We start from the raw sequence: 21,476 nt of genomic DNA, 5'->3' as shown, positions 1-21,476 counted from the left end.
TATCAAGAATGGCGGAAGCGGTGAGATTCGAACTCACGGAGGGCTATCAACCCTCGACGGTTTTCAAGACCGTTGCATTAAACCGCTCTGCCACGCTTCCATTCTTGAAGCCGTAATATTAATGGAACTTACGGCCTTTGCCAAGTGGTATTTTAGGGAAAATATCTAGTATTTTGTTTTTATTTGGATTGTTTTTCACGCATGAATACCCATTCGGCTTCGTTTGAAGCTGCTTCATTGAATGAATAGCCCTCGTAGTCGAAATTTTTGAGCATTTCAGGCTCGGTAATGCTGTGTTCTGCCGCGTAGCGCACCATCAAACCGCGCGCACGCTTGGCGTAGAAGCTGATGATTTTGTATTTGCCGTTTTTCTCGTCTTTAAAAATCGGCGTAATCAGGCGTGCGTTGAGTTTTTTGGTGTTGACGGATTTAAAATATTCTTGTGAGGCGAGGTTGATTAAAACGTCGCTGCCGGCCTGCTTCAGTGTTTGGTTGAGCAGGTCGGTAATTTTGTCGCCCCAAAATTCGTAGAGGTTTTTGCCGCGTGTGTTGGCAAAGGCTGTGCCCATTTCCAAGCGGTAGGGCTGCATCAAGTCGAGTGGGCGCAGTACGCCGTATAGGCCGGAGAGCAGGCGGACGTGTTGTTGCAGGTAGTCGATTTGTTCCGGTTTGAGCGTATCGGCGGCGATGCCTTCATAGACGTCGCCGTTGAACATAAATACGGCTTGTTTGGCGTTTTCAGGCGTAAACGGCGTGTGCCATGCGGCATTGCGTTCGGCATTGAGCAGGGCGATTTTATCGGAAACATGCATCAGCTCGGCGATTTGTTGGGGGGCAAGCTGGCGCAACTCCTGCATCAGGATTTCTGCTTCGGGCAGAAGGTCGGGCAGGGTAAAGCTGCTGACGGGTGAGGAGTCTTTTTCGTTGAGGTTTTTGGCTGGGGATAAGACAAAAAACATGATAATTTCGGCTTTGAAATGAATAATGTGTGGGATTGTAGGTTTAAAATCGGGGAAGAACAAGACGGGATAAACGCATTAATTGAATGCTTTTATTGAAACGTATTTCTGTTGAAAGTAAAATTCGAAGCTTCCACCTGATTCTGACATTTCTATTTGAGGAGAATATCATGTCTAAAACCATTATCCATACCGACAAAGCCCCTGCCGCGATTGGCGCATACAGCCAAGCAGTCCGCGCAGGCGATACGGTTTATATGAGCGGTCAGATTCCTTTGGATCCGGCTACGATGACCGTGGTCGGCGATGGCAACTTCCGCGCCGAAGCAGTGCAAGTATTTAAAAACCTGCGAGCCGTAGCCGAAGCAGCCGGCGGTTCTTTAAACGATATCGTCAAACTCAATGCTTATTTGACTGATTTGGCCAACTTTGCCGTGTTCAATGAAGTGATGGCTGAATTTATCGAACAACCTTTCCCTGCGCGCGCGGCGGTTGGCGTGGCCAGCCTGCCTAAAGGCGTTCAGGTTGAAGCAGAGGCTGTATTGGTTTTAAATGCATAATTGATGTTTTCAGACGGCCTGGGCTGGTCTTGAGGCCGTCTGAAAAGAATAACAACGGAAAACAATAATAATGGCACATTACGCAATCGGAGACATTCAAGGCTGTTTTGACGAGCTGACTTTGTTGCTTGCCAAAATCGGCTTTAATCATGGTACGGACACCCTTTGGCTGGTCGGCGATATTGTTAATCGCGGCCCGAAGTCCTTGGAAACCCTGAGATTTGCCAAAGAGCATGACAGCAGCGTGCAAATGGTTTTGGGTAATCATGATTTACATCTTTTGGCAGTCGGTTGCGGTGAAGGAACGCTCAAGCGTAGTGATACGGTTGAGCCGATTTTGACCCATCCCGATAGTCATGCCATGCTTGACTGGCTGCGTCATCAACCGCTTTTGGTACGCGGCGACAGGCATGTGATGGTGCATGCTGGTATTTTGCCGCAATGGTCTGTTAATAAAGCCGAAAGCCTTGCCCGTGAAGCTGAGGATGAATTGCAAGGTAAAAAGTACAGGAAATTTTTTGGCAAAATGTACGGCAACAAGCCGACCGAGTGGACGGACGATTTGACAGGCTACGAGCGCCTACGCATGATTATCAACGTCTTTACCCGTATGCGTGCACTGACGTACAAAGGCGAATTGGATTACGAATATAAATCCACTTTGAAAAAAATGCCGCTTTACCTGCGCCCTTGGTTTAAAGCACCCGATAGGCAGAATTTGGATTATATTACCGTGTTCGGACATTGGTCGTCATTGGGCTACGTTAATACCGATCAGGTTATCGCTTTGGATACCGGCGCGTTGTGGGGCGGAGAGCTGACAGCGGTCAATTTGGATACCAATGAAGTGATACAGGTACCGTCGTTGGGCGGATTGGATTGGAAAACGGCATTGAAATAGTTTGGATAAGATAAAAGGCCGTCTGAAATGTTTCAGACGGCCTTTTGTATTGGTTAATCCAAAGAAGGCAGGAGTTTGTCCGGATTCATAATGCTATAAGGGTCAAGCTGATTTTTGATGGCATGCATCAGAACGAGTTCGGCCTGCGTACGTACACGGGGCAGCCAATGTTTTTTGATGATGCCTACGCCGTGTTCGGCGGCAATCGTACCGTGGCAGGCAAGGATGTTTTCATAAACGATGGTATTGACGGCGTCTTCGTATTGGTAGGCTTCGTTGCTCAATACGTTGGGCAGGAATGTATTGTAATGCAGGCTGCCGTCGCCTAAATGTCCGAAGCAGACAATTTGTATGCCGGGGAAACGGGTTTCCAAGGTAGGGGCGCATTGGCGGACAAAGGCGGCCACTTGGGCGATAGGGACGGCAATGTCGTGTTTGATGCTGGTGCCGAGTTTGCGTTGGGAAGCGGAAATATTTTCACGCAAGATCCATAAGTCGGAGCGCTCTTGCTCGGATTGCGCCAAGATACTGTTTTCCCATCCGTTTTGATAGAGAAATTCAGCAAGCTTTTCATCCAGTCCGGCATCGGGAACGGAATCTGCGAGTTCAATCAAAATATGCCATTCCGCGTCGGCAGGCTTTTTGAGTTGGCTGAATTCTGAAGATAAATCGAGGGCAAAGCGGCTGATCAGCTCGAAGCTGGTCAAGCGTTCGGCAAAATGGCCTTGCACCGCAGTTAAAAGCGAGACGGCGGATTCAATATCGTCTAAACCTACCCATGCGGTCGCTTTGGTTTTGGGCTGGGCAAAGAGTTTGAGTGTGGCGGCGGTAATGATGCCCAATGTTCCTTCGCTGCCGATAAAAAGATGGCGCAAATCGTAGCCGGTCGTGTTTTTGTGTAGGGGCTGAAGGTGGGAAACCAGTTCGCCGTTTGGTAAAACGACTTCCAAACCCAATACCAAATCACGCATGCTGCCATAACGCAAGACATTCAAACCGCCGGCATTACAGGCGATATTGCCGCCGATTTGGCAAGAGCCTTCGCTGGCAAGGCTGAGCGGAAACAGTCGACCGGCTTCGGCTGCTGCCTTTTGAGCATTCTGCAAAATTACGCCAGCTTCAACCGTCATGCTGTTGTCGGCAAGGTTGATATCGCGGATGCGGTTGAGCTTGGAGAGGTTGAGCAGTACGCCCTCAGTGGTTACCGTTGCGCCGCATAATCCTGTATTGCCGCCTTGCGGGGTTACACAGATGCGGTTTTCAAAACAGAAACGCATGATTTTCTGCACGCTCTCGACAGAGTTCGGCTGTAAGACAATATCCGGCGAAGAAACAAAGCGGCGGCGTTGGTCGTTTAACAAGGCCGGAGTGGCTTCGATGATTTCAGAGGCGGAAAGAAACTCAGTAAAACGGTCGTGAAGGTGCATGGCAGTCAGGCGAAAAAGTCGGGAAGGGGAGTGTGAGGAATGTAAAAAAGCAGGATACGCAATGGTATCCTGCTTTTCTTATATTCAAAAGAATATTATTTAGCAGCTTCAGAAGCAGCAGCTTCAGTAGCAGAAGCAGCAGCTTCAGTAGCTTCGGTAGCAGCAGAAGCAGCAGCTTCAGTAGCTTCGGTAGCAGCAGAAGCGGCAGCTTCAGTAGCAGATGCAGCAGCTTCAGTAGCAGATGCAGCGGCTTCAGAAGCAGCAGAAGCAGCAGTTTCAGCAGCTTTATCAGCACCGCCACAAGCGGCCAAAGCTAAAGACAACAAAGCAGCAGCAAACAGAGATTTTTTCATTTTTAAGAACCTTTTTTAAATCGATTTAAACTAAAAATAGCCGTCAAACGGCCTATACAGTAGAAATTCATTGCTGAATTTTTCAATATTATGCCCCACGGGATAGGTCAATGCAACGTTGCGTAACCGTTTGCCGGCTAAAATCAATACGAAAATAGTGAAAATAATGTAAATCATATTGGCGCGCGAAAAATCATCTGAAAATATTCATTATTAATGAAGATTTTAAAAATGTATTGTATTCAATGGGTTGTATATTTTTATTTGTTATTGGTTTTAAGGGTTCGGAATGTTTTTGCTTTGGGGAAGTTTTTTGTAATTTAATCACTTTGTGTTGTGAAAAAGCAACTTCTGCGTATTGAAATCATTTGATTTTGCTTTTTTATATAGGCTTTTATCTTTTTATCGTATTTGCACAAGGTATTTATTAAAGCAAGCCGATTGTTTGGTTGCGACTATGATAGAATAACCGTAGCGTAACTTTTAAATATTGATTAAGGACGGCATGATGTCTATTGTTAAAAATTCCGTAGTTTCCCTGCATTATGAAATGTACGATGCAAACAACCAGCTGCTGGACAAAACCGAAGAGCCGATTGCTTACCTGCATGGCGGTTATGACGGTATTTTCCCTTTGGTGGAAGAAGCGTTGCACGGCAAAAATGTAGGCGATACCGTTGAAGTGGCTTTGTCGCCTGATGATGCTTTCGGCGAGCAAGATCCTGAGTTGGTGCGCATTGAAGATGTAAGTGTGTTCCCTGTTGAAGTTGAAGTCGGCATGATGTTTGAAGCCGATGATCCGGAAACAGGAGATGTATTGATTTATCGTGTAACCGATGTTGCCGACGGTAAAGCCGTAGTAGACGGCAACCATCCTTTGGCCGGTATGAAAGTATTGTTCAAAGCGACCGTTGAAGATGTACGCGATGCGACTGAGGAAGAAATTGCCCACGGTCACGTACATGGCCCGCACGGTCATCATCACCACTAATCAGGCTTGAAGCATGATAAAGGCCGTCTGAAAAGGAATGAAACCTTCCTTTTCAGACGGCCTTTAAGTTTTTACAAGACAGATAAATAGGAAATTTTGGCGCAGGTCAAATCAAACAGGGAAATATGGATTTTGTTAGAGACTACAATGAATTACATGTAACGGTGCGACAAAATCTGTATTAAGATTCAGATATTGGTAAAACAGGCAGAATGCAATGAGTGAGACATTGGAGCAGCAGGCTGTAGAGACCGGTATTGATTTAGGCTACCACGACATCAACGGGACATATCATGCGACCAAACCTGAAGTTTTGGAATCGATCGTTGCTGTTTTGGATAAAAGCAAACCGGATTCAGACGGCCTTTATCTGAATACGATGGTCGCGCATGAAAACGGCGAAGAATCTTTACAGATGCCGTCTGAATTTCATGGTGCGGAAGCGGTCGTATTGATTGATGAGGCGGATGAGTGCCAGACCTTGACTTTATATCCGGGCGACAACGATACGCTTTGGATTAAGCTGCCCCAACTGGCTTGTGGTTATTACACTTTGTCGGCTGAGACCGGCGGCAAATGTCACCTTGTACGCCTGATTGTTGCTCCTGAATCGGTTTACCAACCCAAACTGCTTGCCAATGGCGGTCGGATGAATGGTTTGACCATGCATTTGTACAGCCTGCGTTCCAAGCGCAACTGGGGCATAGGCGACTTTACCGATTTGCTGAACCTGATGAAATACGCGGCGGATAAAAAGCTGGATTTTGTTGGTATCAACCCTTTGCACGCCTTGTTTACCAGTAAGCCTGCCTTTGCCAGCCCGTATAGCCCTTCTTCGCGCGAATGGCTCAATCCGATTTATTTAGATATTAAGAAAGTGGGCGCATTTACTTATAACGAGCAACTGAAAAACTGGCTGGCACAACCGAAAATCCGTCAGCGCATTGCCGCTTTGCGTGTTACGGAAACAGTGACTTATACGGCGGTTTGGGCATGCAAGCGTGATGCGCTGCAAATGGCGTTTAATGCATTTGAACAAGATACTTGTGAAGCCGCGGAAAATGAGCGCGCTGCATTTGAATCGTTTGTGATGGAAAAAGGCAAAGCCTTACAGGGCTTCGGTTTGTTTGAGGCTTTGGACCAGTATTACAGCCGTCCCGGACAAGTGGGCTGGCAGTCGTGGCCGTCTGAATTTCATCAACCTGATGGCGAAGCAGTAGAAAAATTCGCGCGCAGCCATGAACGTGAAATCCGTTTTTATATGTGGCTGCAATGGCTTTGTGCGGAGCAATTGCAAGAAGTCAACCAAGCCGCTGCCGAATACGGTGTCAAACTCGGCATTTACGGCGATTTAGCGGTCGGCGTGGCGCGCGGCAGTGCGGATACTTGGTTAAACCGTCAAGATTATTGTATGGACGTATCGGTCGGTGCGCCGCCCGATCCTTTAGGGCCGACAGGGCAGAATTGGGATTTGCCGCCGCTTAATCCGTCGATGTTGAAGCATACGGGCTATGAGAAGTTTGCCCATTTGTTGCGCGAAAACATGCGCCTGTATGGAGTATTGCGGATTGACCATGTGATGGCATTGTGTCGTTTGTGGTGGGTTTTAAACGATAAAACAGCGGATTTCGGCGCATATGTGCATTACGACGCCGAAGTGACTTTTGCCATATTGGCATTGGAAAGCCAGCGCAACCGTTGCGTCATTATCGGCGAGGATTTGGGAACGGTACCCGATCAAGCGCGTTATCTGCTCAACCGCTATCAAGTGTTCTCCTACAAAGTGATGTATTTCAGCAAGGGCTGGAACGGTTTCCAATTGCCTGAAGAATACCCCGAGCAGGCGATTACAGTTATCAGCACCCATGATGTCGCGCCCTTGGCAGGTTATTGGATAGGCAAAGATTTGGATACGATGTTCAAACTCGGTACTTTGCCTGATGCAGCCGCTTTTCAGACGGCCTTGGACGAGCGCGAACACGATAAAGCCGATTTACTGGACAAATTGAAATATACCGGCTGTCTGAGTGCGGACGTACAAATGCCGGCAAAAGCCAATGAAACCTTGCTGGCGGCTTTGCACAAATACGGTGCATTGAGCCGCAGCAAGCTTTACGCCGTGCAACTGGAAAACCTGCTGGGCGTCATTGACAATTTGAATGTCCCCGGCGTAACGGACGGCTATCCGAACTGGGCGCAAAAAATGCCGGTTTCTTTGGAAGATTTCCTACAACACCGCCTCATGGGCGGCCAACTTGCCATTATTGACGAGGTACGCATGAAAAAAAACAGCCAAATCAAGGCTTATCATGAACTTGACCAAATCGAGCGCGATACGGTCGAAAGCCTGTTTCTTGCCACCCACAGCGACTTGTTCGCTTATCTGGGACGACACCGCCTTGCAGAGGGCGATGAAGTGGTGCGCGTTTTGATTCCCGGCGCAGTAAGCGTGGATATTGTGAACCGCCGCAGCGGCGAACTCATCGTGCCGTCTGAAAAAGTTGATGAACGCGGTTTCTTTGTGGCTGTTTTGCCCGATGATGCGCCCGATTACGCTTTGAGTATCCGTTATACCGAAGACTCCGAGCCTGTGATTGAAGAAGACCCTTATCATTTCAGCTCCGCGTTGCAAGACATGGATTCCTGGCTGTTGGCCGAAGGCAAACACCTGCGTCCTTATGAGACTTTAGGCGCGCATTTTGCTGAGTTGGACGGTGTGAAGGGCGTACGCTTTGTCGTCTGGGCGCCAAATGCGCAACGCGTTTCCGTCATCGGTGAGTTCAACAACTGGGACGGCCGCCGTCATGTGATGCGTTTCCACTGCGACAACGGCATTTGGGACATCTTCATCCCTGCTGTCAAACTCAATGCCTTATACAAATTTGAAATCCGCGATGCCAACGGTAATGTACGTGAAAAAGCCGACCCGTATGCTTTCGGTGCGGAACTGCGTCCAACCACGGCATCTATCGTGCGCGGTTTGCCTGACGAAGTGGAAGAACCGGCCTTCCGCGCCCGTGCCAACGCCATTGATGCGCCCATCAGCATTTATGAAGTGCATTTGGGTTCGTGGAAGCGTAATCCGGAAAACAATTTTTGGCTGACTTATGAAGAGTTGGCCAAAGAATTGGTCGCATACGTCAAAGACATGGGCTTTACCCATATTGAATTTCTGCCTGTTTCCGAATATCCGTTTGACGGCTCATGGGGCTATCAGGCAACCGGTTTGTATGCGCCGACCAGCCGTTTCGGTTCTCCGGAAGAATTGCGCGCCCTGATTAAAGCCGCGCACGACGAGGGTATCAGCGTTATCCTCGACTGGGTGGTCGGACACTTCCCAACCGATGACCACGGGCTTGCCAAATTCGACGGCACCGCGCTGTATGAACACGCCGATCCGCGCGAAGGCTATCATCAAGACTGGAACACTTTGATTTACAACTTCGGCAGAAACGAAGTGAAAAACTTCCTGCAAGGCAATGCTTTGTATTGGATAGAACGTTTTGGCTTTGACGGTATCCGCGTTGACGCGGTGGCTTCGATGATTTACCGCAACTATTCGCGCAAAGATGGCGAGTGGATTCCGAACCAATACGGCGGCCATGAAAACCTTGAAGCCATCGCTTTCCTGCGCGATACCAACACCATGTTGAAAGAGGAAGTTCCGGCTGCGACTGAAATTGCTGAAGAGTCTACTTCATTCGCCAATGTAACCCGTCAAGAAGGTTTGAACTTCAGCTTCAAATGGAATATGGGCTGGATGAACGATACCTTGCGTTACATGATGGAAGACCCCATCAACCGCAAATATCACCACAACAAAATGACCTTCGGCATGATGTACCAGTACAGCGAAAACTTCGTCCTGCCACTTTCACACGATGAAGTCGTGCACGGCAAACGCTCGCTGCTCGGACGGATGCCCGGCGACTGCTGGCAACAATTTGCCAACCTGCGCGCCTACTACGGCTTTATGTACGGCTTCCCCGGCAAAAAACTTTTGTTTATGGGCAGCGAGTTTGCACAAGGTCGCGAGTGGAACTACAACGAAGGACTGGATTGGTTCCTGCTGGAGCAAGAGGGCGGCTGGCACAAAGGCGTGCAAGACTTTGTGCGCGAGTTGAACCATGTCTATAAAGACACTGCGCCGCTTTACCAATTAGACCAATGGCCTGAAGGCTTTGAGTGGCTGGTTGCTGATGACGGCGACAATTCCGTATTCGTCTTCGAGCGACGCGACTGCGAAGGCAACCGCGTTATCGTCATCAGCAACTTCACGCCAGTAGTACGCGAAGGCTACCGTTTCGGCGTGAACTCTGCCGGCGAATACCGCGAAATCCTCAATTCAGACGACCTGCATTACAAAGGTAGCGGCGTTTCTGCCGGCACAACGGTGGAGACAGAAGAAGTTTGGTCGCATGGCAAACCAAATTCCCTGTCTGTTACCGTACCGCCGTTGGCAACCGTTTACCTGTATCAGGCGGCAGTCAAAGAAGAAGCGTAAATCAACTTTGAGGGTGGGCATCATGCCTGCCTCATCAGCTGAAAATTAAAAGATAGTGATATCAATATGACTCAAGGCCGTCTGAAAGATTTTCAGACGGCCTTATATTGGACACGAAACCAAATACATACCAAGGAATCATTCTATGACTGCCAAATCATGGCATATCGAGGAAGGCAAGCCTTATCCCATGGGTGCGACCCTGACGAGCAAGGGCGCGAATTTCACCTTGTTTTCCATCAATGCCGAAAAGGTCGAATTGTGTCTGTTTGATAAGGATAAAGAAACCCGTTTGGAGATGCCTTCGCGGCGCGGTTCGGTATTTTACGGATTTGTGCCGGACGTTAAGGCAGGGCAGCGATACGGTTTTCGTGTGTATGGACGCGAAAACGCAGAATACGGCTCATGTTTTAATCCCAACAAATTGCTGATTGATCCGTATTCCAAAAAAATTGACGGCAAACCAAGCTACCGTACCGCCGAAGAAATGGCATGGTTCAGGCCGGAAGATGAGCGCGACAATGCCACCGTTGCACCGAAAAGCGTCGTGGTCGGACGCAGCCGATTCAATTGGGCCAAAGATTGCCGTCCGGAAATACCGTGGGGCAAAACTGTTATTTATGAAGCCCATGTCAAAGGGTTGACCAAGCAATTCCCCGATTTGAAATATGCAGGCACTTATAAGGCCTTGTGCGATAAACGGGTTTTAGCCTATTTGCAAGAGTTGGGGGTAACAACGGTCGAGCTGCTGCCGATTCATTATCATCTGGACGAATACCATCTTCAGCAGATGGGCTTGAGCAATTATTGGGGCTACAACACTTATTCTCATTTTGCCGTCGAGCCGTCTTATGCCGACAATCCCGAGCGTGCGGCGGCGGAGTTTAAACAAGCGGTCAAAGCCCTGCATCAGGCAGGTTTGGAAGTGATTTTGGATGTCGTGTACAACCACACGGCAGAACAGGATGACAAAGGCCCGATGCTGTGTCAGCGCGGTATCGACAACACCTTATGGTATTGGCACACCCCTTACGGCAATTATGAAAACTGGTCGGGTTGCGGCAATACGCTCAATATTGTCCGGCGCGACGTTACCCGTTGGGCGGCAGATAGCCTGCGCTATTGGGCTGAAGAGTTTCATATTGACGGCTTCCGTTTCGATTTGGGAACCGTATTGGGACGCGAACCCGATTTCCAATCGTACGGCCGTTTTTTCCAAGTCTTGTATCAAGACCCGGTTTTGGCCGGTTTGAAACTGATTGTCGAAGCATGGGACATCGGCGAGGGCGGCTATCACTTGGGCAATTTCCCGCAACCTTTTGCCGAATGGAACGGCCGTTTCCGCGATGATATGCGCGCGTTTTGGTCATGGGAAAGCGGCAATTTGGGCGCATTTGCCGAACGCTTGGCCGGGTCGTCCGATATTTTCAACCACAGCGGCCGTCACCCGTCTGCCAGCATCAACTTCATCACTGCACACGACGGCTTCACTCTGCGCGATTTGGTCAGCTATAACGAAAAACACAACGAAGCCAACGGCGAAAACAACCGCGACGGGCATAATGAAAACATCAGCTACAACCACGGCGTAGAAGGCGAAACCGATGATGAAGAAGTTTTGCTCAACCGCGAATACACTTCCAAAGCGCTGCTTGCCTCCTTGTTTTTATCCAACGGTACGCCCATGCTTTTGGCGGGCGATGAGTTTGGCAACAGTCAGCAAGGCAACAACAACAGCTACTGCCAAGATAATCCGATTACATGGTTGGATTGGCAAAATGAGCCTCATGAGTTACAAAATTACACTCAAGAGCTGATACGCGTACGCAGCCGAATCAAGTTGCTGACAGATGATTGCTGGTGGGAAAAAGAGCGTGTGCAATGGCTCAATGCCGATAGCAGCCCGATGACCGAATATTGTTGGCACAACAGGGGCAGCAAGGCGATTCAGGTTGTTTTGGATGATGAATGGCTGCTGTTGGTCAATGCCAAACGTAGTCGTCAGTTATTTAACCTGCCTCAAGGCAATTGGGAAATTTCTTGCGTACCATCTGAGAAATTTAATTACGAAGAATCAGGAAAATGTGTTGTTGAGCATATGGGGATTTGGATTTTACATAAAACAAATTAAATGAGAATCAAACTATTGGTTGATTAACTCTCTGATATTTTGTCGATATTTGTTCATTTTTGGCTTGGTGGTATAAATTGAAAATGCCGATAAGATGATGAATGGTTTAATTGTTAATTGAATGTTTTATAAAGAAAAATATATCCTTTTTTTGAATCTTTCCGCTATAATCTCCTTAGTTTGTAACAAATCTACGCACCATTCCTTTCAGACGGCCTGTTGTCGTTGTCAGGCCGTCTGAAAACCGAGTTTCGTTGTTTTTAATAAAACCATCAGGCGCGTTGTCCAGTGCCTCACGCTAGAGAAAGGCTTCCATGGCTAAGAAAAAACTCCCCATCTCCGGTTACGATTATGTAATGCCTAAACCGGACGCCGAAACCATCCGTAAATCCATCGTTTACAAGCTGATTTTCATCTTGGGCGTAGATCCGAAGGAGGCAACTTCACACCAATGGCTCAACGCCGCCATGCTTGCCGCGCGTGACCTGATTGCGGAAGATTTCCTTAAAACACGCCGTGCCCACATCGACAACAGCAAACGCATGGTTTATTACCTGTCTATGGAATTCCTGCTCGGCCGTTCGTTTGTTAACGCGCTGATTAACGAAGGCGTTTACGCCGAATTTGAAGAAGCCTTCAAGCAACTGGGCAAAGAATTTGCCGATGTCTGCGAACAAGAAGAAGATCCGGGTTTGGGTAACGGCGGTTTGGGTCGTCTGGCCGCCTGCTTCCTCGACTCTTTGGCAACCCTGCGCATTCCGGCCATGGGCTACGGCATCCGTTACCAATACGGTATGTTCAAACAAGAAATCGTGGATGGCCAACAAGTTGAAAAACCCGATTTGTGGCTCGACCAAGATTTGGCGTGGCAGTTTGCCCGTCCGAACAAACAATATTCCGTCCGTTTCGGCGGTCAAGTGTTGAACTTGGGCGACAAAAAAGAATGGCAGCCAAGCGAAGAAATTTCCGCTTGGGCATACGATGAAATCATTCCTGGCTATGGCGGCGAATGTGCCAACCCATTGCGCTTGTGGACTGCACACGCAGGCAACCTGTTTGACCTTGCCGACTTCAACCGAGGCGATTATGCCTCTGCCGTTCGCGCACAAAACAGTGACGAAAACATCTCACGCGTTCTGTATCCGAACGACTCTACCGATTCCGGCCGCGAATTGCGCCTGAAGCAAGAATACTTCTTGGTTTCCGCTTCCGTTCAAGACATCGTTGCACGTCACAAATGCCGTTTCCCAAGCATCCGCACTTTGGCGGACGAAGTCGCCATCCACTTGAACGACACCCATCCGGTGCTCGCTATTCCTGAATTGATGCGCATCCTGATTGATGAAGAGGGCATCGCATGGACTGAAGCATGGAATATGTGTTGTAAGATTTTCTCTTACACCAACCACACATTGATGAGTGAAGCCTTGGAAACTTGGCAGGTTGACCTGATGGGCCGTCTGCTGCCGCGCCACTTGGACATCATCTTTGAAATCAACGCCTACTTCCTCAATGCCTTACGTGCCATCGGCAACTTCGACGACGACTTTGTCCGCCGCGTATCCATCATTGATGAAACCCACGGCCGTCGCGTCCGCATGGCATGGCTTGCCGTGATCGGTTCGCACAAAGTCAACGGCGTGGCAAAAATCCACTCAGATTTGATGACCACATCCATCTTCGCCGACTTTGCCAAAGTGTTCCCAGAACGCTTTACCAACGTAACCAACGGCGTAACCCCGCGCCGCTGGATCAACATCGCCAACCCGGGCCTGACCAAATTCTTGGACAAACATCTGGGCGACGAAGACTGGCGTCTGCATTTGGACAACTTGACCAAGCTCAACGACAAAGTGGACGATGCCTCCGTACAGGCAGAATTCGGCGAAGTGAAAAAAGCCGCCAAAGAGCGCCTTGCCAAATACATCGAAACCGAGCTGGGCATCAAAGTTAACACCGATGCACTTTTCGACATCCAAATCAAACGTATCCACGAGTACAAACGTCAAGCATTGAACGTGATGCACATCGTCGACCGCTACAACAAAATCCTGGAAAACCCGGATTTCGATTGGCAGCCGCGTGTGTTCATCTTTGCCGGTAAAGCCGCTTCCGCCTATTACATGGCGAAGAAAATCATCCGACTGATTAACGACGTTGCCAAAGTCATCAACAACGACACCCGTATCCGCGACCTGATTAAAGTCGTTTACATCCCGAATTACAGCGTCAGCCTTGCCCAAATCATCATCCCAGCCGCCGATTTGCACGAACAGATTTCACTGGCAGGTACAGAAGCATCCGGTACCAGCAACATGAAATTCGCCCTCAACGGCGCAATCTGTATGGGTACACTGGACGGAGCGAACGTTGAGATTTTGGAAAAAGTCGGCGCGGACAACTGCTATATCTTCGGTAACACCGTCGAGCAAGTCGAAGAAATCCGCCGCAACGGTTATGACCCGTTGAGCTATATCGAGCGAGACAGCGACCTGCGCCGCGTCGTCAACCAAATCAGCCAAGGCACTTTCTCTCCGGAAGAGCCAAACCGCTACAACGACGTATTGCAACCATACGGCGACTTCTATCAACTGATGGCCGATTTCCGCAGCTACATCGACACGCAATACAAAGCGGACGAACACTACCGCAACGTATCCGCATGGCGTAAATCAGCCTTGATCAATATCGCCAACATGGGCTTCTTCTCATCCGACCGCTCCATCGCCGACTACTGCCGCGATATTTGGTACATCAAACCATTGAGCGAAAAAGAATTGCCCGGCAGAAATTAAGCGTTAAGCAGATAACGAAAGCCGATACATCGGAAAGGTGTGTCGGCTTTTTTTATATTCGCTGTTTTTGAATTGGATAATAAACTTAAAAGGCCGTCTGAAAACTTTCAGACGGCCTTTTGTTTCATTTGCTTTGAGAGATAATCAAGCAAGATTATTTTTCAGCTTCTTCAAAGCCGACGACTTCGAGGCCGAAGCCGGTGAGGCCGGTGAAGGATGAAGGCTGGCCGAGGACGCGTAGTTTTTTGACGTTGAGGCCGGCGAGGATTTGTGCGCCTATGCCGTAGCTTTTGCTGTCCCATTTGTAGGCTTGGTTTGCGCCTTTGGGCAGGGTGCGGTCGAGCAGGGTGGCGCCGTCTTCTGTGCGGTGCAGGAGGATGACTACTCCGCTTTCGGCTTGTTGGATGCGCTCAAGGGCTTTTGGCAATGACCATGAATGGCGCAGGTTGGCTTGGATGAAGTCCATGACGCTGAAGGGTTCGTGGACGCGGACGAGGGTTTCTTCGTCGGCGGTTGGTGTGCCTTTGACGAGGGCGAGGTGGGTTTCGCCGGAGAGTTTGTCGACGTAAACGTGTTGTTGGAACTCGCCCCACGGGGTTTGTACGGGTGCGTTGCCCATGTCTTCAAGCAGGCTTTCGGTACGGCTGCGGTATTCGATGAGGTCGGTAATGGTGCCGATTTTGAGATTGTGTTCTTCGGCAAATTTCATCAGTTCGGGCATACGCGCCATGGTGCCGTCGTCGTTGATGATTTCGCAGATAACGGCGGTGGGAATCAGGCCGTTCATTTGTGCCAGGTCAACGCCGGCTTCTGTGTGTCCGGCGCGGACGAGTACGCCGCCTTTTTGGGCGCGCAGTGGGAAGATGTGGCCGGGTTGGACGATGTCTTCGGGTTTGGCGGATGGGGAAACGGCGGTTTGAATGGTCAGGGCGCGGTCGGCGGCGGAAATGCCGGTGGTAATGCCGTGGGCGGCTTCGATGGAGACGGTAAAGTTGGTGCCGTATTGCGCGCCGTTTTTCTGGGTCATCATGGGTAGGCCGAGTTTTTCGACCATTTCGCCGTCCATCGGCAGGCAGACCAAGCCGCGTGCGTTTTTGATCATGAAGTTGATGGCTTCGGGGGTAACGAATTGGGCGGCCATCAGCAAGTCGCCTTCGTTTTCGCGGTCTTCGGCATCGGTGATGATGACCATTTTGCCGGCTTTGATGTCTGCTAGGATTTCAGGGATGGTGGAGATGTGGGACATGGTATTTCTTTCTTGGCTGATGGTGGGGGCGTGGCGGTCTTGGTGGTCTTGATCCAACCACATGTCAGGCATATTGGCTGCCTGCTCGATTTTTCGGGCTTTTTTCTCGCCGAAAGATTTGTTTTTCAGCAGGGCGGACAGCTCGCCTTGGTTGATGGCGATGGCTTGTGCAAACTTGGTTTGCTGGCCGTTGTGGTGTTGTGTTATCCATTGCCGTAGATTGTGGCGGCGCAGGTCGGTGGTATTCATGATGAGATGAAATTGAATTGTGTGTAATGGATTGTAGTCTTGTCTTTACCAAAAGGCAAACTTTGTTTGTGGGGATTTTTTATTACTTTTTAGTAATGAAATTTATTGTTTCAGACGGCCTGGGTATGGCTTGAAATTGACGGTTTTGGGAGAATATGGGGAATGTTTTGATGATTATTTTAACGGGGGATATTTGAAATGAAAATGTTTGGGCGCGGATTGGTCGTGCTGGTGTTGTGTGCGTTGACGGCTGCAGGCGGCTGGTATGCCCTGCATGGTCAGAACGAAGAACATCAGGTTTTGTCTCGTGAGGGGGTTTTGATGCAGATTAAGCAGATGAACCGCTTGGAAAGTACGGCATTTTATATCGATACGATTATCCGTACGGAGAAAAAAGGGGATTGGCGCAGGCTTTGGCAGGATTCTCAAAGCGGTATTTTTATTGTGCGCGGTAAGGTGTTGGCCGGTTTGGATTTGGACAAGTTAGGCGCGGACAATGTCAATATTGTGGACGACAAGGTATTGATCAGCCTGCCGGCGGTGGAAATCTTGAGCGTGGATTTGGAAAATATCGAAGTGTACGATATTCAGACCGGCTCGTTTAATTTGCTGCCTATGGATAAGTCAGTATTTAAGACGGTGCAGGAAGAGGCGAGACGGCAGGTATTGCAAAGCGCGTGCAAGGCTGAGATTTTGGAACATGCCAACCGTCAGGCGCAAATGCAGTTGGAAAACCTGTTTGCATTGACACAGACTAAGGTGTCCGTCTATCCGGCTGCGGTAGGGAAATGCGGTTAAATAGATTGCTTGAAAAGATAAGGCCGTCTGAAGAATTTTCAGACGGCCTTTGTTTCTTATAGCCATTAACCACGTCGTAAAACGGCGGTATTGATGTATTTTTGAATACCGGTGGCAATGGCTTGGGCGCATTGCTGGCGGAATGATTCGCTGCCGAGCAGCCGCTCTTCGGTAGGGTTGGAGAGGAAGGCGGTTTCCACCAAAATGGACGGAACATCCGGCGCACGGAGGACGGCGAAGTTGGCTTCATCAACGCGGCCTTTATGCAGTTGGTTGAGTTTGCCCAATTCGGTCAAGACGGAATGGCCGAGCTTGCGGCTGTCGCGCAGGGTCGCGGTTTGGGTCATGTCCAAAATAGCGTTGTCGACGTTACGGTTGCCACTGGATTGTACACCGCCGATGGCGTCGGCGTTGTTTTGGGTTTGAGCAAGGAATTTTGCCGCCGAGCTGGTCGCGCCTTTGGTATTGAGCATATATACGCCGGTACCGCGAGCGGACGGGCTGGTAAAGGCATCGGCGTGGATGGATACGAATACGTCGGCATTGCGTGCACGGCCTTTGGCAACGCGTACGCCCAATGGGATAAAGATGTCTTCGTTGCGCGTCATGAATACGTTGTAACCCAAGGCTTCGAGGCGTTTTTTGGTTTCGCGTGCGATGGAGAGTACGACGTTTTTTTCTTTGAGGCCGCTTGGGCCGATTGCACCGGGGTCTTCGCCGCCGTGACCGGGATCGATCATAATCACGGGACGGCGGTTGCCGCCGCCGCCGCGATTGTTTTTAGGGGCAGGGGTGTCGTATGCGATATTGGTATTCGGACGTTGTTTGGGAACATTGCCGTTGAGCAAGGCCATCATCGGGTCGTTGGCATCTGCGCCGTGCGGATAAAGGTCGATAACCAAGCGGTTTCTGAAATTGCCGACGGGGGCGAGCGCAAAGACTTGCGGATGGGTGCTTTGTTTGAGGTCGATGACGATACGCACGGTATTGGGCGTATTTTGACCGGCACGAATGCTGCGGATAAAAGGGTCGTTAGACAGCACTTTGCTGGAAATGCCTTGCAGGACGCTGTTGATTTCCGCTCCTTGAATATCCACGACCAACCGGCTGGGGTTGTCCAACATAAAATGTTGGTATTTCATTGAGTGGTTGCTCTCAAGGGTAACGCGTGTGTAGGCGTTCGCCGGCCAAATGCGGACGGCAAGGAATTGCGCAGGAGAGGCCGGTTTGGCCAATGCGGCACCAACGGGCGTGAGGGTGAGAAATAGTCCTGTGCCTTGACGGAGAATGTGTCTTCTAGTTAATTTGACCATGATTCTAAACTTTTTCGGCCTTGGTTTGTGTGGGCGGAAAAGGTGCAGGTTCTGCCCTTATCGGTGTACGTCAATGTAATGGTAATGTCTGCCGGAGGCGTGAATTCCCCGCCTTGCTGCGGCCATTCGATGAGGCAGATGCTGTCGGGCGCAAACAATTCGTCCAAACCGGCATCTTCCCATTCCTCTGGCATGGTAAAGCGGTAGAGGTCGAAATGGTGGAGGGTGAATGTATCCAGCGGATAAGATTCGACAATGGTGTAAGTCGGGCTTTTGACTGCGCCCGTATGTCCCAGTCCGCGCAAAATCCCGCGTGTCAGCGTAGTTTTGCCTGCACCCAGTCCACCTTCAATATAGATGGTCAGCGGAGCGGAAAGCTGCTTGCTCCATTCTTCACCCAGTTTCAGGGTTGCTTCTTCATCGGGCAGAAAACGGGTGTACAGTCCGTTTGAGTGCATGGAATAGGCCTTGTCGTTCAAAAGGCTTAATTATGATGGAATTGGCGGCGTTTGCAAACCTGATAGACGATAAAGTTAGATAAAGATAGTGTTGAGGCCGTCTGAAAACGGAATTCAGACGGCCTTTAATGTTAAAATGAAAATATCCCACACAAAATTGCGAGACAGCTTATGCCTTTATCCATAGACGAACAATTATTGCCGCACCGCAATGCCATCGACAGCATCGATGCGGAAATCCTCCGTTTGCTCAACGAGCGCGCCGGGCATGCGCATGCTATCGGCGAATTGAAAGGGACAGGCGCGGTGTACCGTCCTGAACGGGAAGTAGCCGTTTTGCGCCGGATTCAGGATTTGAACCGCGGCCCTTTGCCTGATGAATCGGTTACTCGGCTGTTTCGCGAGATTATGAGCGAATGTTTGGCGGTGGAGCGTCCGCTGACGATTGCCTATTTGGGCCCGAAGGGGACATTTACCCAGCAAGCCGCCATCAAACATTTCGGACACGCCGCACACACCATGGCGTGTACCACCATCGACAACTGCTTCAAACAAGTCGAAACGCGCCAAGCCGATTATTTGGTGGCGCCGGTAGAAAATTCGACCGAAGGCTCAGTGGGGCGCACTTTGGACTTGCTGGCCGTAACTGCGTTGAAAGCCTGCGGCGAAGTGGTTGTCCGCATTCATCACAACTTGCTGCGTAAAGACAGCCACGAAATCGGCGGCATTACCAAAGTTTTCGCCCATGCTCAAGCCTTGGCGCAATGCAACGACTGGCTCGGCCGCAACCTGCCCAATGCGGAACGTATCGCAGTAGCCAGCAATGCAGAAGCAGCGCGTTTGGTTGCCGAATCTGACAGCCCGAATGTGGCCGCCATTGCCGGACGTATCGCGGCGGAAATTTATCAGTTGAGCTTTGCTGCCGAGTGTATCGAAGACGAACCGAACAACACCACGCGCTTCTTGGTGATGGGCCATCAAGAAACCGGCCGCAGCGGCAACGATAAAACCTCTTTGGTCGTCTCCGCACCCAACCGTGCCGGTGCCGTTACTTCTTTGTTGCAACCTTTCACCGATTTGGGCATTTCCATGACCAAATTTGAAAGCCGTCCAAGCAAATCGGTTTTGTGGGAATACCTGTTCTTCATCGATATCGAAGGTCATCAAAGCGATGAAAATGTCCAAAAAGCCTTGCAGCTTTTGGGTGAACGCGCTTCCTTCGTGAAAGTTGTCGGCTCTTATCCGACCGTTGTTTTGTAAGGATTATTGGGTATCAAAGGCCGTCTGAAAAGTTTTCAGACGGCCTAAATCATGTTCTTAATAGTTGCTATTTATGCAACATCATTGGCAGATTGATGTCAGTAAGTTTGCATGATTGGAAATGAACCCTCTATAATCCGAACGTTTTTAATATTTTCATGCAAAGAAAGGAGCAAGCCATGACACGCAATACTTCAATCCGCTCAATCACATTCTTTGCAGCCCAAGCGTCGGTCTGACTTTCGGATAACGCTTTTCGCATTCCATGTCGCCCGCTTCGGGCTGCTTTCCCTACGATTATCGGCTAGAAACCAGGCCGTCTGAACATTTCGCAGACGGTGGATATTTATTGTCATCTGTTGTCGGTTTCTATCCGTTTTAAAGAAAGCATAAACACATGGGCAATTATCCCAATCATATTCAAATTATTGCCGATTCAAATACATGGATTGAAGGCAACGCTGTTGCACAGCTCGAAACCACCGCCCGATTACCGCATATGTTACGCGTTGCCGGAATGCCGGATTTACACGCAGGGCGCGGTTATCCGGTTGGTGCGGCATTTTTCAGCGACCGCCATTTTTATCCTGCCCTGATTGGGAACGACATCGGTTGCGGCATGGCGTTTTGGCAGACCAATTTACGCGCAGCCAAACTCAAACCGGCCAAACTCGCCAAACAGCTGGGTAATATCGATACGCCGCTAGACAAAGACGAACAGGTCGAATTATTAGGCGATGCTGTCGATATGTTCCCATTTTCAGACGGCCTTGCCGTAGGTACGATTGGCGGCGGCAATCATTTTGCTGAGTTGCAAACCGTTGATACCGTTTATCACGCCGATCTGCTTCCGCCCGATTTTGATGAAAACCATCTGCAACTGTTAGTACATAGCGGTTCGCGCGGATTGGGGCAGCAGATTTTGCAACGCCATATTGCCGCCTTTGGGCATCAAGGTTTGGCAGAAGGGGGCGAAGCGGCGGCAGCCTATCTTGCCGAACACCAAACAGCCCTTGAATTTGCCAGCCTTAACCGCCGTTTGATTGCGGCCAGAATGCTCGACCGTTGGCGCGCAGAAGGGACATGTCTGCTTGATGTCCATCATAATTTTTTGGAACAAACCGAGATTGACGGCACAACCGGTTGGCTGCACCGAAAAGGCGCAACGCCCACCGATAAAGGCTTGATCATGATACCCGGCTCGCGCGGCGATTACAGCTATCTGGTCCTACCTGCCGAAGACTGCCAAATTTCGTTGAATACTTTGGCTCACGGCGCAGGTCGGAAGTGGCAGCGCGGCGAATGCAAAGGCAGGCTGTCGCACAAATATACTGCCGACAGCCTGCGCCAGACAGAATTTGGCAGTGTAGTCGTCTGTCAGGATAAGGCCCTGATTTTTGAAGAAGCGCCGCAGGCTTATAAAAGCATCGACAGCGTTATTGCCGCCATGAAAAACGCTGGTTTGATTGAATTGGTTGCGCGGTTTAAACCTGTTTTGACTTATAAAACCGGCGGCGAGTGTGGAGCATAA

Annotated in this window: 15 protein-coding genes and 1 tRNA gene; 9 read left to right on the top strand and 7 right to left on the bottom strand. The window is 49.8% G+C overall.

What is annotated here, in order from left to right; all coding sequences use genetic code 11:
• Positions 1-9 precede the first annotated feature (9 nt).
• Together ACTHTS_RS01875 and yaaA are read right to left on the bottom strand one after the other, a co-directional pair.
• A tRNA-Ser gene (locus tag ACTHTS_RS01875) sits at positions 10-100 on the bottom strand.
• Between the two features lie 79 nt (positions 101-179).
• The gene (gene yaaA / locus ACTHTS_RS01870) at positions 180-959 is read right to left on the bottom strand and encodes a peroxide stress protein YaaA (protein WP_440369058.1); all 780 of its coding nucleotides are present in this window, start codon (positions 957-959) and stop codon (positions 180-182) included.
• A 170-nt stretch (positions 960-1,129) separates the two neighbouring features.
• Between yaaA and ACTHTS_RS01865 the strand changes: the two genes are divergently transcribed.
• The gene (locus ACTHTS_RS01865) at positions 1,130-1,519 is read left to right on the top strand and encodes a RidA family protein (protein WP_440369057.1); all 390 of its coding nucleotides are present in this window, start codon (positions 1,130-1,132) and stop codon (positions 1,517-1,519) included.
• 70 nt (positions 1,520-1,589) lie between these two features.
• Complete coding sequence (locus tag ACTHTS_RS01860; RefSeq protein WP_107848823.1) at positions 1,590-2,420, top strand: symmetrical bis(5'-nucleosyl)-tetraphosphatase; 831 nt, start codon at positions 1,590-1,592, stop codon at positions 2,418-2,420.
• A 53-nt stretch (positions 2,421-2,473) separates the two neighbouring features.
• Here the strand turns inward: ACTHTS_RS01860 and ACTHTS_RS01855 are convergent, their stop codons facing one another.
• Together ACTHTS_RS01855 and ACTHTS_RS01850 are read right to left on the bottom strand one after the other, a co-directional pair.
• On the bottom strand, positions 2,474-3,847 hold the full coding sequence (locus ACTHTS_RS01855) for an FAD-binding oxidoreductase (protein ID WP_440369056.1): 1,374 nt from the start codon (positions 3,845-3,847) through the stop codon (positions 2,474-2,476).
• 95 nt (positions 3,848-3,942) lie between these two features.
• On the bottom strand, positions 3,943-4,200 hold the full coding sequence (locus ACTHTS_RS01850) for a hypothetical protein (RefSeq protein WP_440369055.1): 258 nt from the start codon (positions 4,198-4,200) through the stop codon (positions 3,943-3,945).
• Between the two features lie 508 nt (positions 4,201-4,708).
• On the opposite strand from ACTHTS_RS01850, the gene ACTHTS_RS01845 reads away from it, so the two are divergent.
• From ACTHTS_RS01845 to ACTHTS_RS01830, 4 genes are all read left to right on the top strand, one after another.
• Positions 4,709-5,191 (top strand): FKBP-type peptidyl-prolyl cis-trans isomerase, encoded by a 483-nt coding sequence (locus ACTHTS_RS01845; RefSeq protein ID WP_440369054.1) that lies wholly within the window; start codon positions 4,709-4,711, stop codon positions 5,189-5,191.
• Positions 5,192-5,408: 217 nt separating this feature from the next.
• Positions 5,409-9,695, top strand: a complete 4,287-nt coding sequence (gene glgB / locus ACTHTS_RS01840; protein WP_440369053.1) for a 1,4-alpha-glucan branching protein GlgB — start codon at positions 5,409-5,411, stop codon at positions 9,693-9,695.
• Between the two features lie 145 nt (positions 9,696-9,840).
• Positions 9,841-11,826 carry a glycogen debranching protein GlgX gene (glgX, locus tag ACTHTS_RS01835; protein ID WP_440369052.1) on the top strand — a complete coding sequence of 662 codons (1,986 nt, stop codon included), beginning with the start codon at positions 9,841-9,843 and terminating at the stop codon, positions 11,824-11,826.
• Positions 11,827-12,140: 314 nt separating this feature from the next.
• Positions 12,141-14,621: a glycogen/starch/alpha-glucan phosphorylase gene (locus ACTHTS_RS01830; RefSeq protein WP_049335548.1), complete on the top strand. Its 2,481-nt coding sequence runs from the start codon at positions 12,141-12,143 to the stop codon at positions 14,619-14,621.
• A 154-nt stretch (positions 14,622-14,775) separates the two neighbouring features.
• On the opposite strand, the gene ribBA is transcribed toward ACTHTS_RS01830, so the two are convergent.
• Entirely contained in the window at positions 14,776-16,116 is a 1,341-nt protein-coding gene (gene ribBA, locus ACTHTS_RS01825; RefSeq protein WP_440369051.1) for a bifunctional 3,4-dihydroxy-2-butanone-4-phosphate synthase/GTP cyclohydrolase II, read from the bottom strand.
• Positions 16,117-16,314: 198 nt separating this feature from the next.
• Between ribBA and ACTHTS_RS01820 the strand changes: the two genes are divergently transcribed.
• Complete coding sequence (locus ACTHTS_RS01820) at positions 16,315-16,914, top strand: DUF4230 domain-containing protein (protein ID WP_440369050.1); 600 nt, start codon at positions 16,315-16,317, stop codon at positions 16,912-16,914.
• Between the two features lie 65 nt (positions 16,915-16,979).
• Here the strand turns inward: ACTHTS_RS01820 and ACTHTS_RS01815 are convergent, their stop codons facing one another.
• Together ACTHTS_RS01815 and tsaE are read right to left on the bottom strand one after the other, a co-directional pair.
• Positions 16,980-18,227 carry an N-acetylmuramoyl-L-alanine amidase gene (locus ACTHTS_RS01815; RefSeq protein ID WP_440369049.1) on the bottom strand — a complete coding sequence of 416 codons (1,248 nt, stop codon included), beginning with the start codon at positions 18,225-18,227 and terminating at the stop codon, positions 16,980-16,982.
• Positions 18,215-18,685, bottom strand: coding sequence for a tRNA (adenosine(37)-N6)-threonylcarbamoyltransferase complex ATPase subunit type 1 TsaE (tsaE, locus tag ACTHTS_RS01810; RefSeq protein ID WP_440369048.1), 471 nt, complete (start codon positions 18,683-18,685; stop codon positions 18,215-18,217). The genes ACTHTS_RS01815 and tsaE overlap by 13 nt, the downstream gene beginning before the upstream one ends.
• Positions 18,686-18,856: 171 nt before the next feature.
• Between tsaE and pheA the strand changes: the two genes are divergently transcribed.
• Both pheA and ACTHTS_RS01800 read left to right on the top strand, forming a co-directional pair.
• Positions 18,857-19,945, top strand: a complete 1,089-nt coding sequence (pheA, locus tag ACTHTS_RS01805) for a prephenate dehydratase (RefSeq protein WP_440369047.1) — start codon at positions 18,857-18,859, stop codon at positions 19,943-19,945.
• Positions 19,946-20,342: 397 nt separating this feature from the next.
• Positions 20,343-21,476, top strand: a complete 1,134-nt coding sequence (locus ACTHTS_RS01800; RefSeq protein WP_440369046.1) for an RNA ligase RtcB family protein — start codon at positions 20,343-20,345, stop codon at positions 21,474-21,476.

The organism is Neisseria sp. P0019.S003, from assembly GCF_051957115.1.
Lineage (GTDB): Bacteria > Pseudomonadota > Gammaproteobacteria > Burkholderiales > Neisseriaceae > Neisseria > Neisseria flavescens_D.
Note: the sequence above shows the minus strand (reverse complement) of the source record. Positions and strands in the feature narration are given on the sequence as shown.

Coding starts and splice junctions, on each gene's coding strand:
- ACTHTS_RS01800 (WP_440369046.1), top strand. CDS start 20,343: ATGGGCAATTATCCCAATCATATTCAAATTATTGCCGATTCAAATACA.
- tsaE (WP_440369048.1), bottom strand. CDS start 18,685: ATGCACTCAAACGGACTGTACACCCGTTTTCTGCCCGATGAAGAAGCA.
- ACTHTS_RS01860 (WP_107848823.1), top strand. CDS start 1,590: ATGGCACATTACGCAATCGGAGACATTCAAGGCTGTTTTGACGAGCTG.
- ACTHTS_RS01820 (WP_440369050.1), top strand. CDS start 16,315: ATGAAAATGTTTGGGCGCGGATTGGTCGTGCTGGTGTTGTGTGCGTTG.
- ACTHTS_RS01845 (WP_440369054.1), top strand. CDS start 4,709: ATGTCTATTGTTAAAAATTCCGTAGTTTCCCTGCATTATGAAATGTAC.
- glgX (WP_440369052.1), top strand. CDS start 9,841: ATGACTGCCAAATCATGGCATATCGAGGAAGGCAAGCCTTATCCCATG.
- ribBA (WP_440369051.1), bottom strand. CDS start 16,116: ATGAATACCACCGACCTGCGCCGCCACAATCTACGGCAATGGATAACA.
- ACTHTS_RS01850 (WP_440369055.1), bottom strand. CDS start 4,200: ATGAAAAAATCTCTGTTTGCTGCTGCTTTGTTGTCTTTAGCTTTGGCC.
- ACTHTS_RS01855 (WP_440369056.1), bottom strand. CDS start 3,847: ATGCACCTTCACGACCGTTTTACTGAGTTTCTTTCCGCCTCTGAAATC.
- ACTHTS_RS01815 (WP_440369049.1), bottom strand. CDS start 18,227: ATGGTCAAATTAACTAGAAGACACATTCTCCGTCAAGGCACAGGACTA.
- ACTHTS_RS01865 (WP_440369057.1), top strand. CDS start 1,130: ATGTCTAAAACCATTATCCATACCGACAAAGCCCCTGCCGCGATTGGC.
- glgB (WP_440369053.1), top strand. CDS start 5,409: ATGAGTGAGACATTGGAGCAGCAGGCTGTAGAGACCGGTATTGATTTA.
- pheA (WP_440369047.1), top strand. CDS start 18,857: ATGCCTTTATCCATAGACGAACAATTATTGCCGCACCGCAATGCCATC.
- yaaA (WP_440369058.1), bottom strand. CDS start 959: ATGTTTTTTGTCTTATCCCCAGCCAAAAACCTCAACGAAAAAGACTCC.
- ACTHTS_RS01830 (WP_049335548.1), top strand. CDS start 12,141: ATGGCTAAGAAAAAACTCCCCATCTCCGGTTACGATTATGTAATGCCT.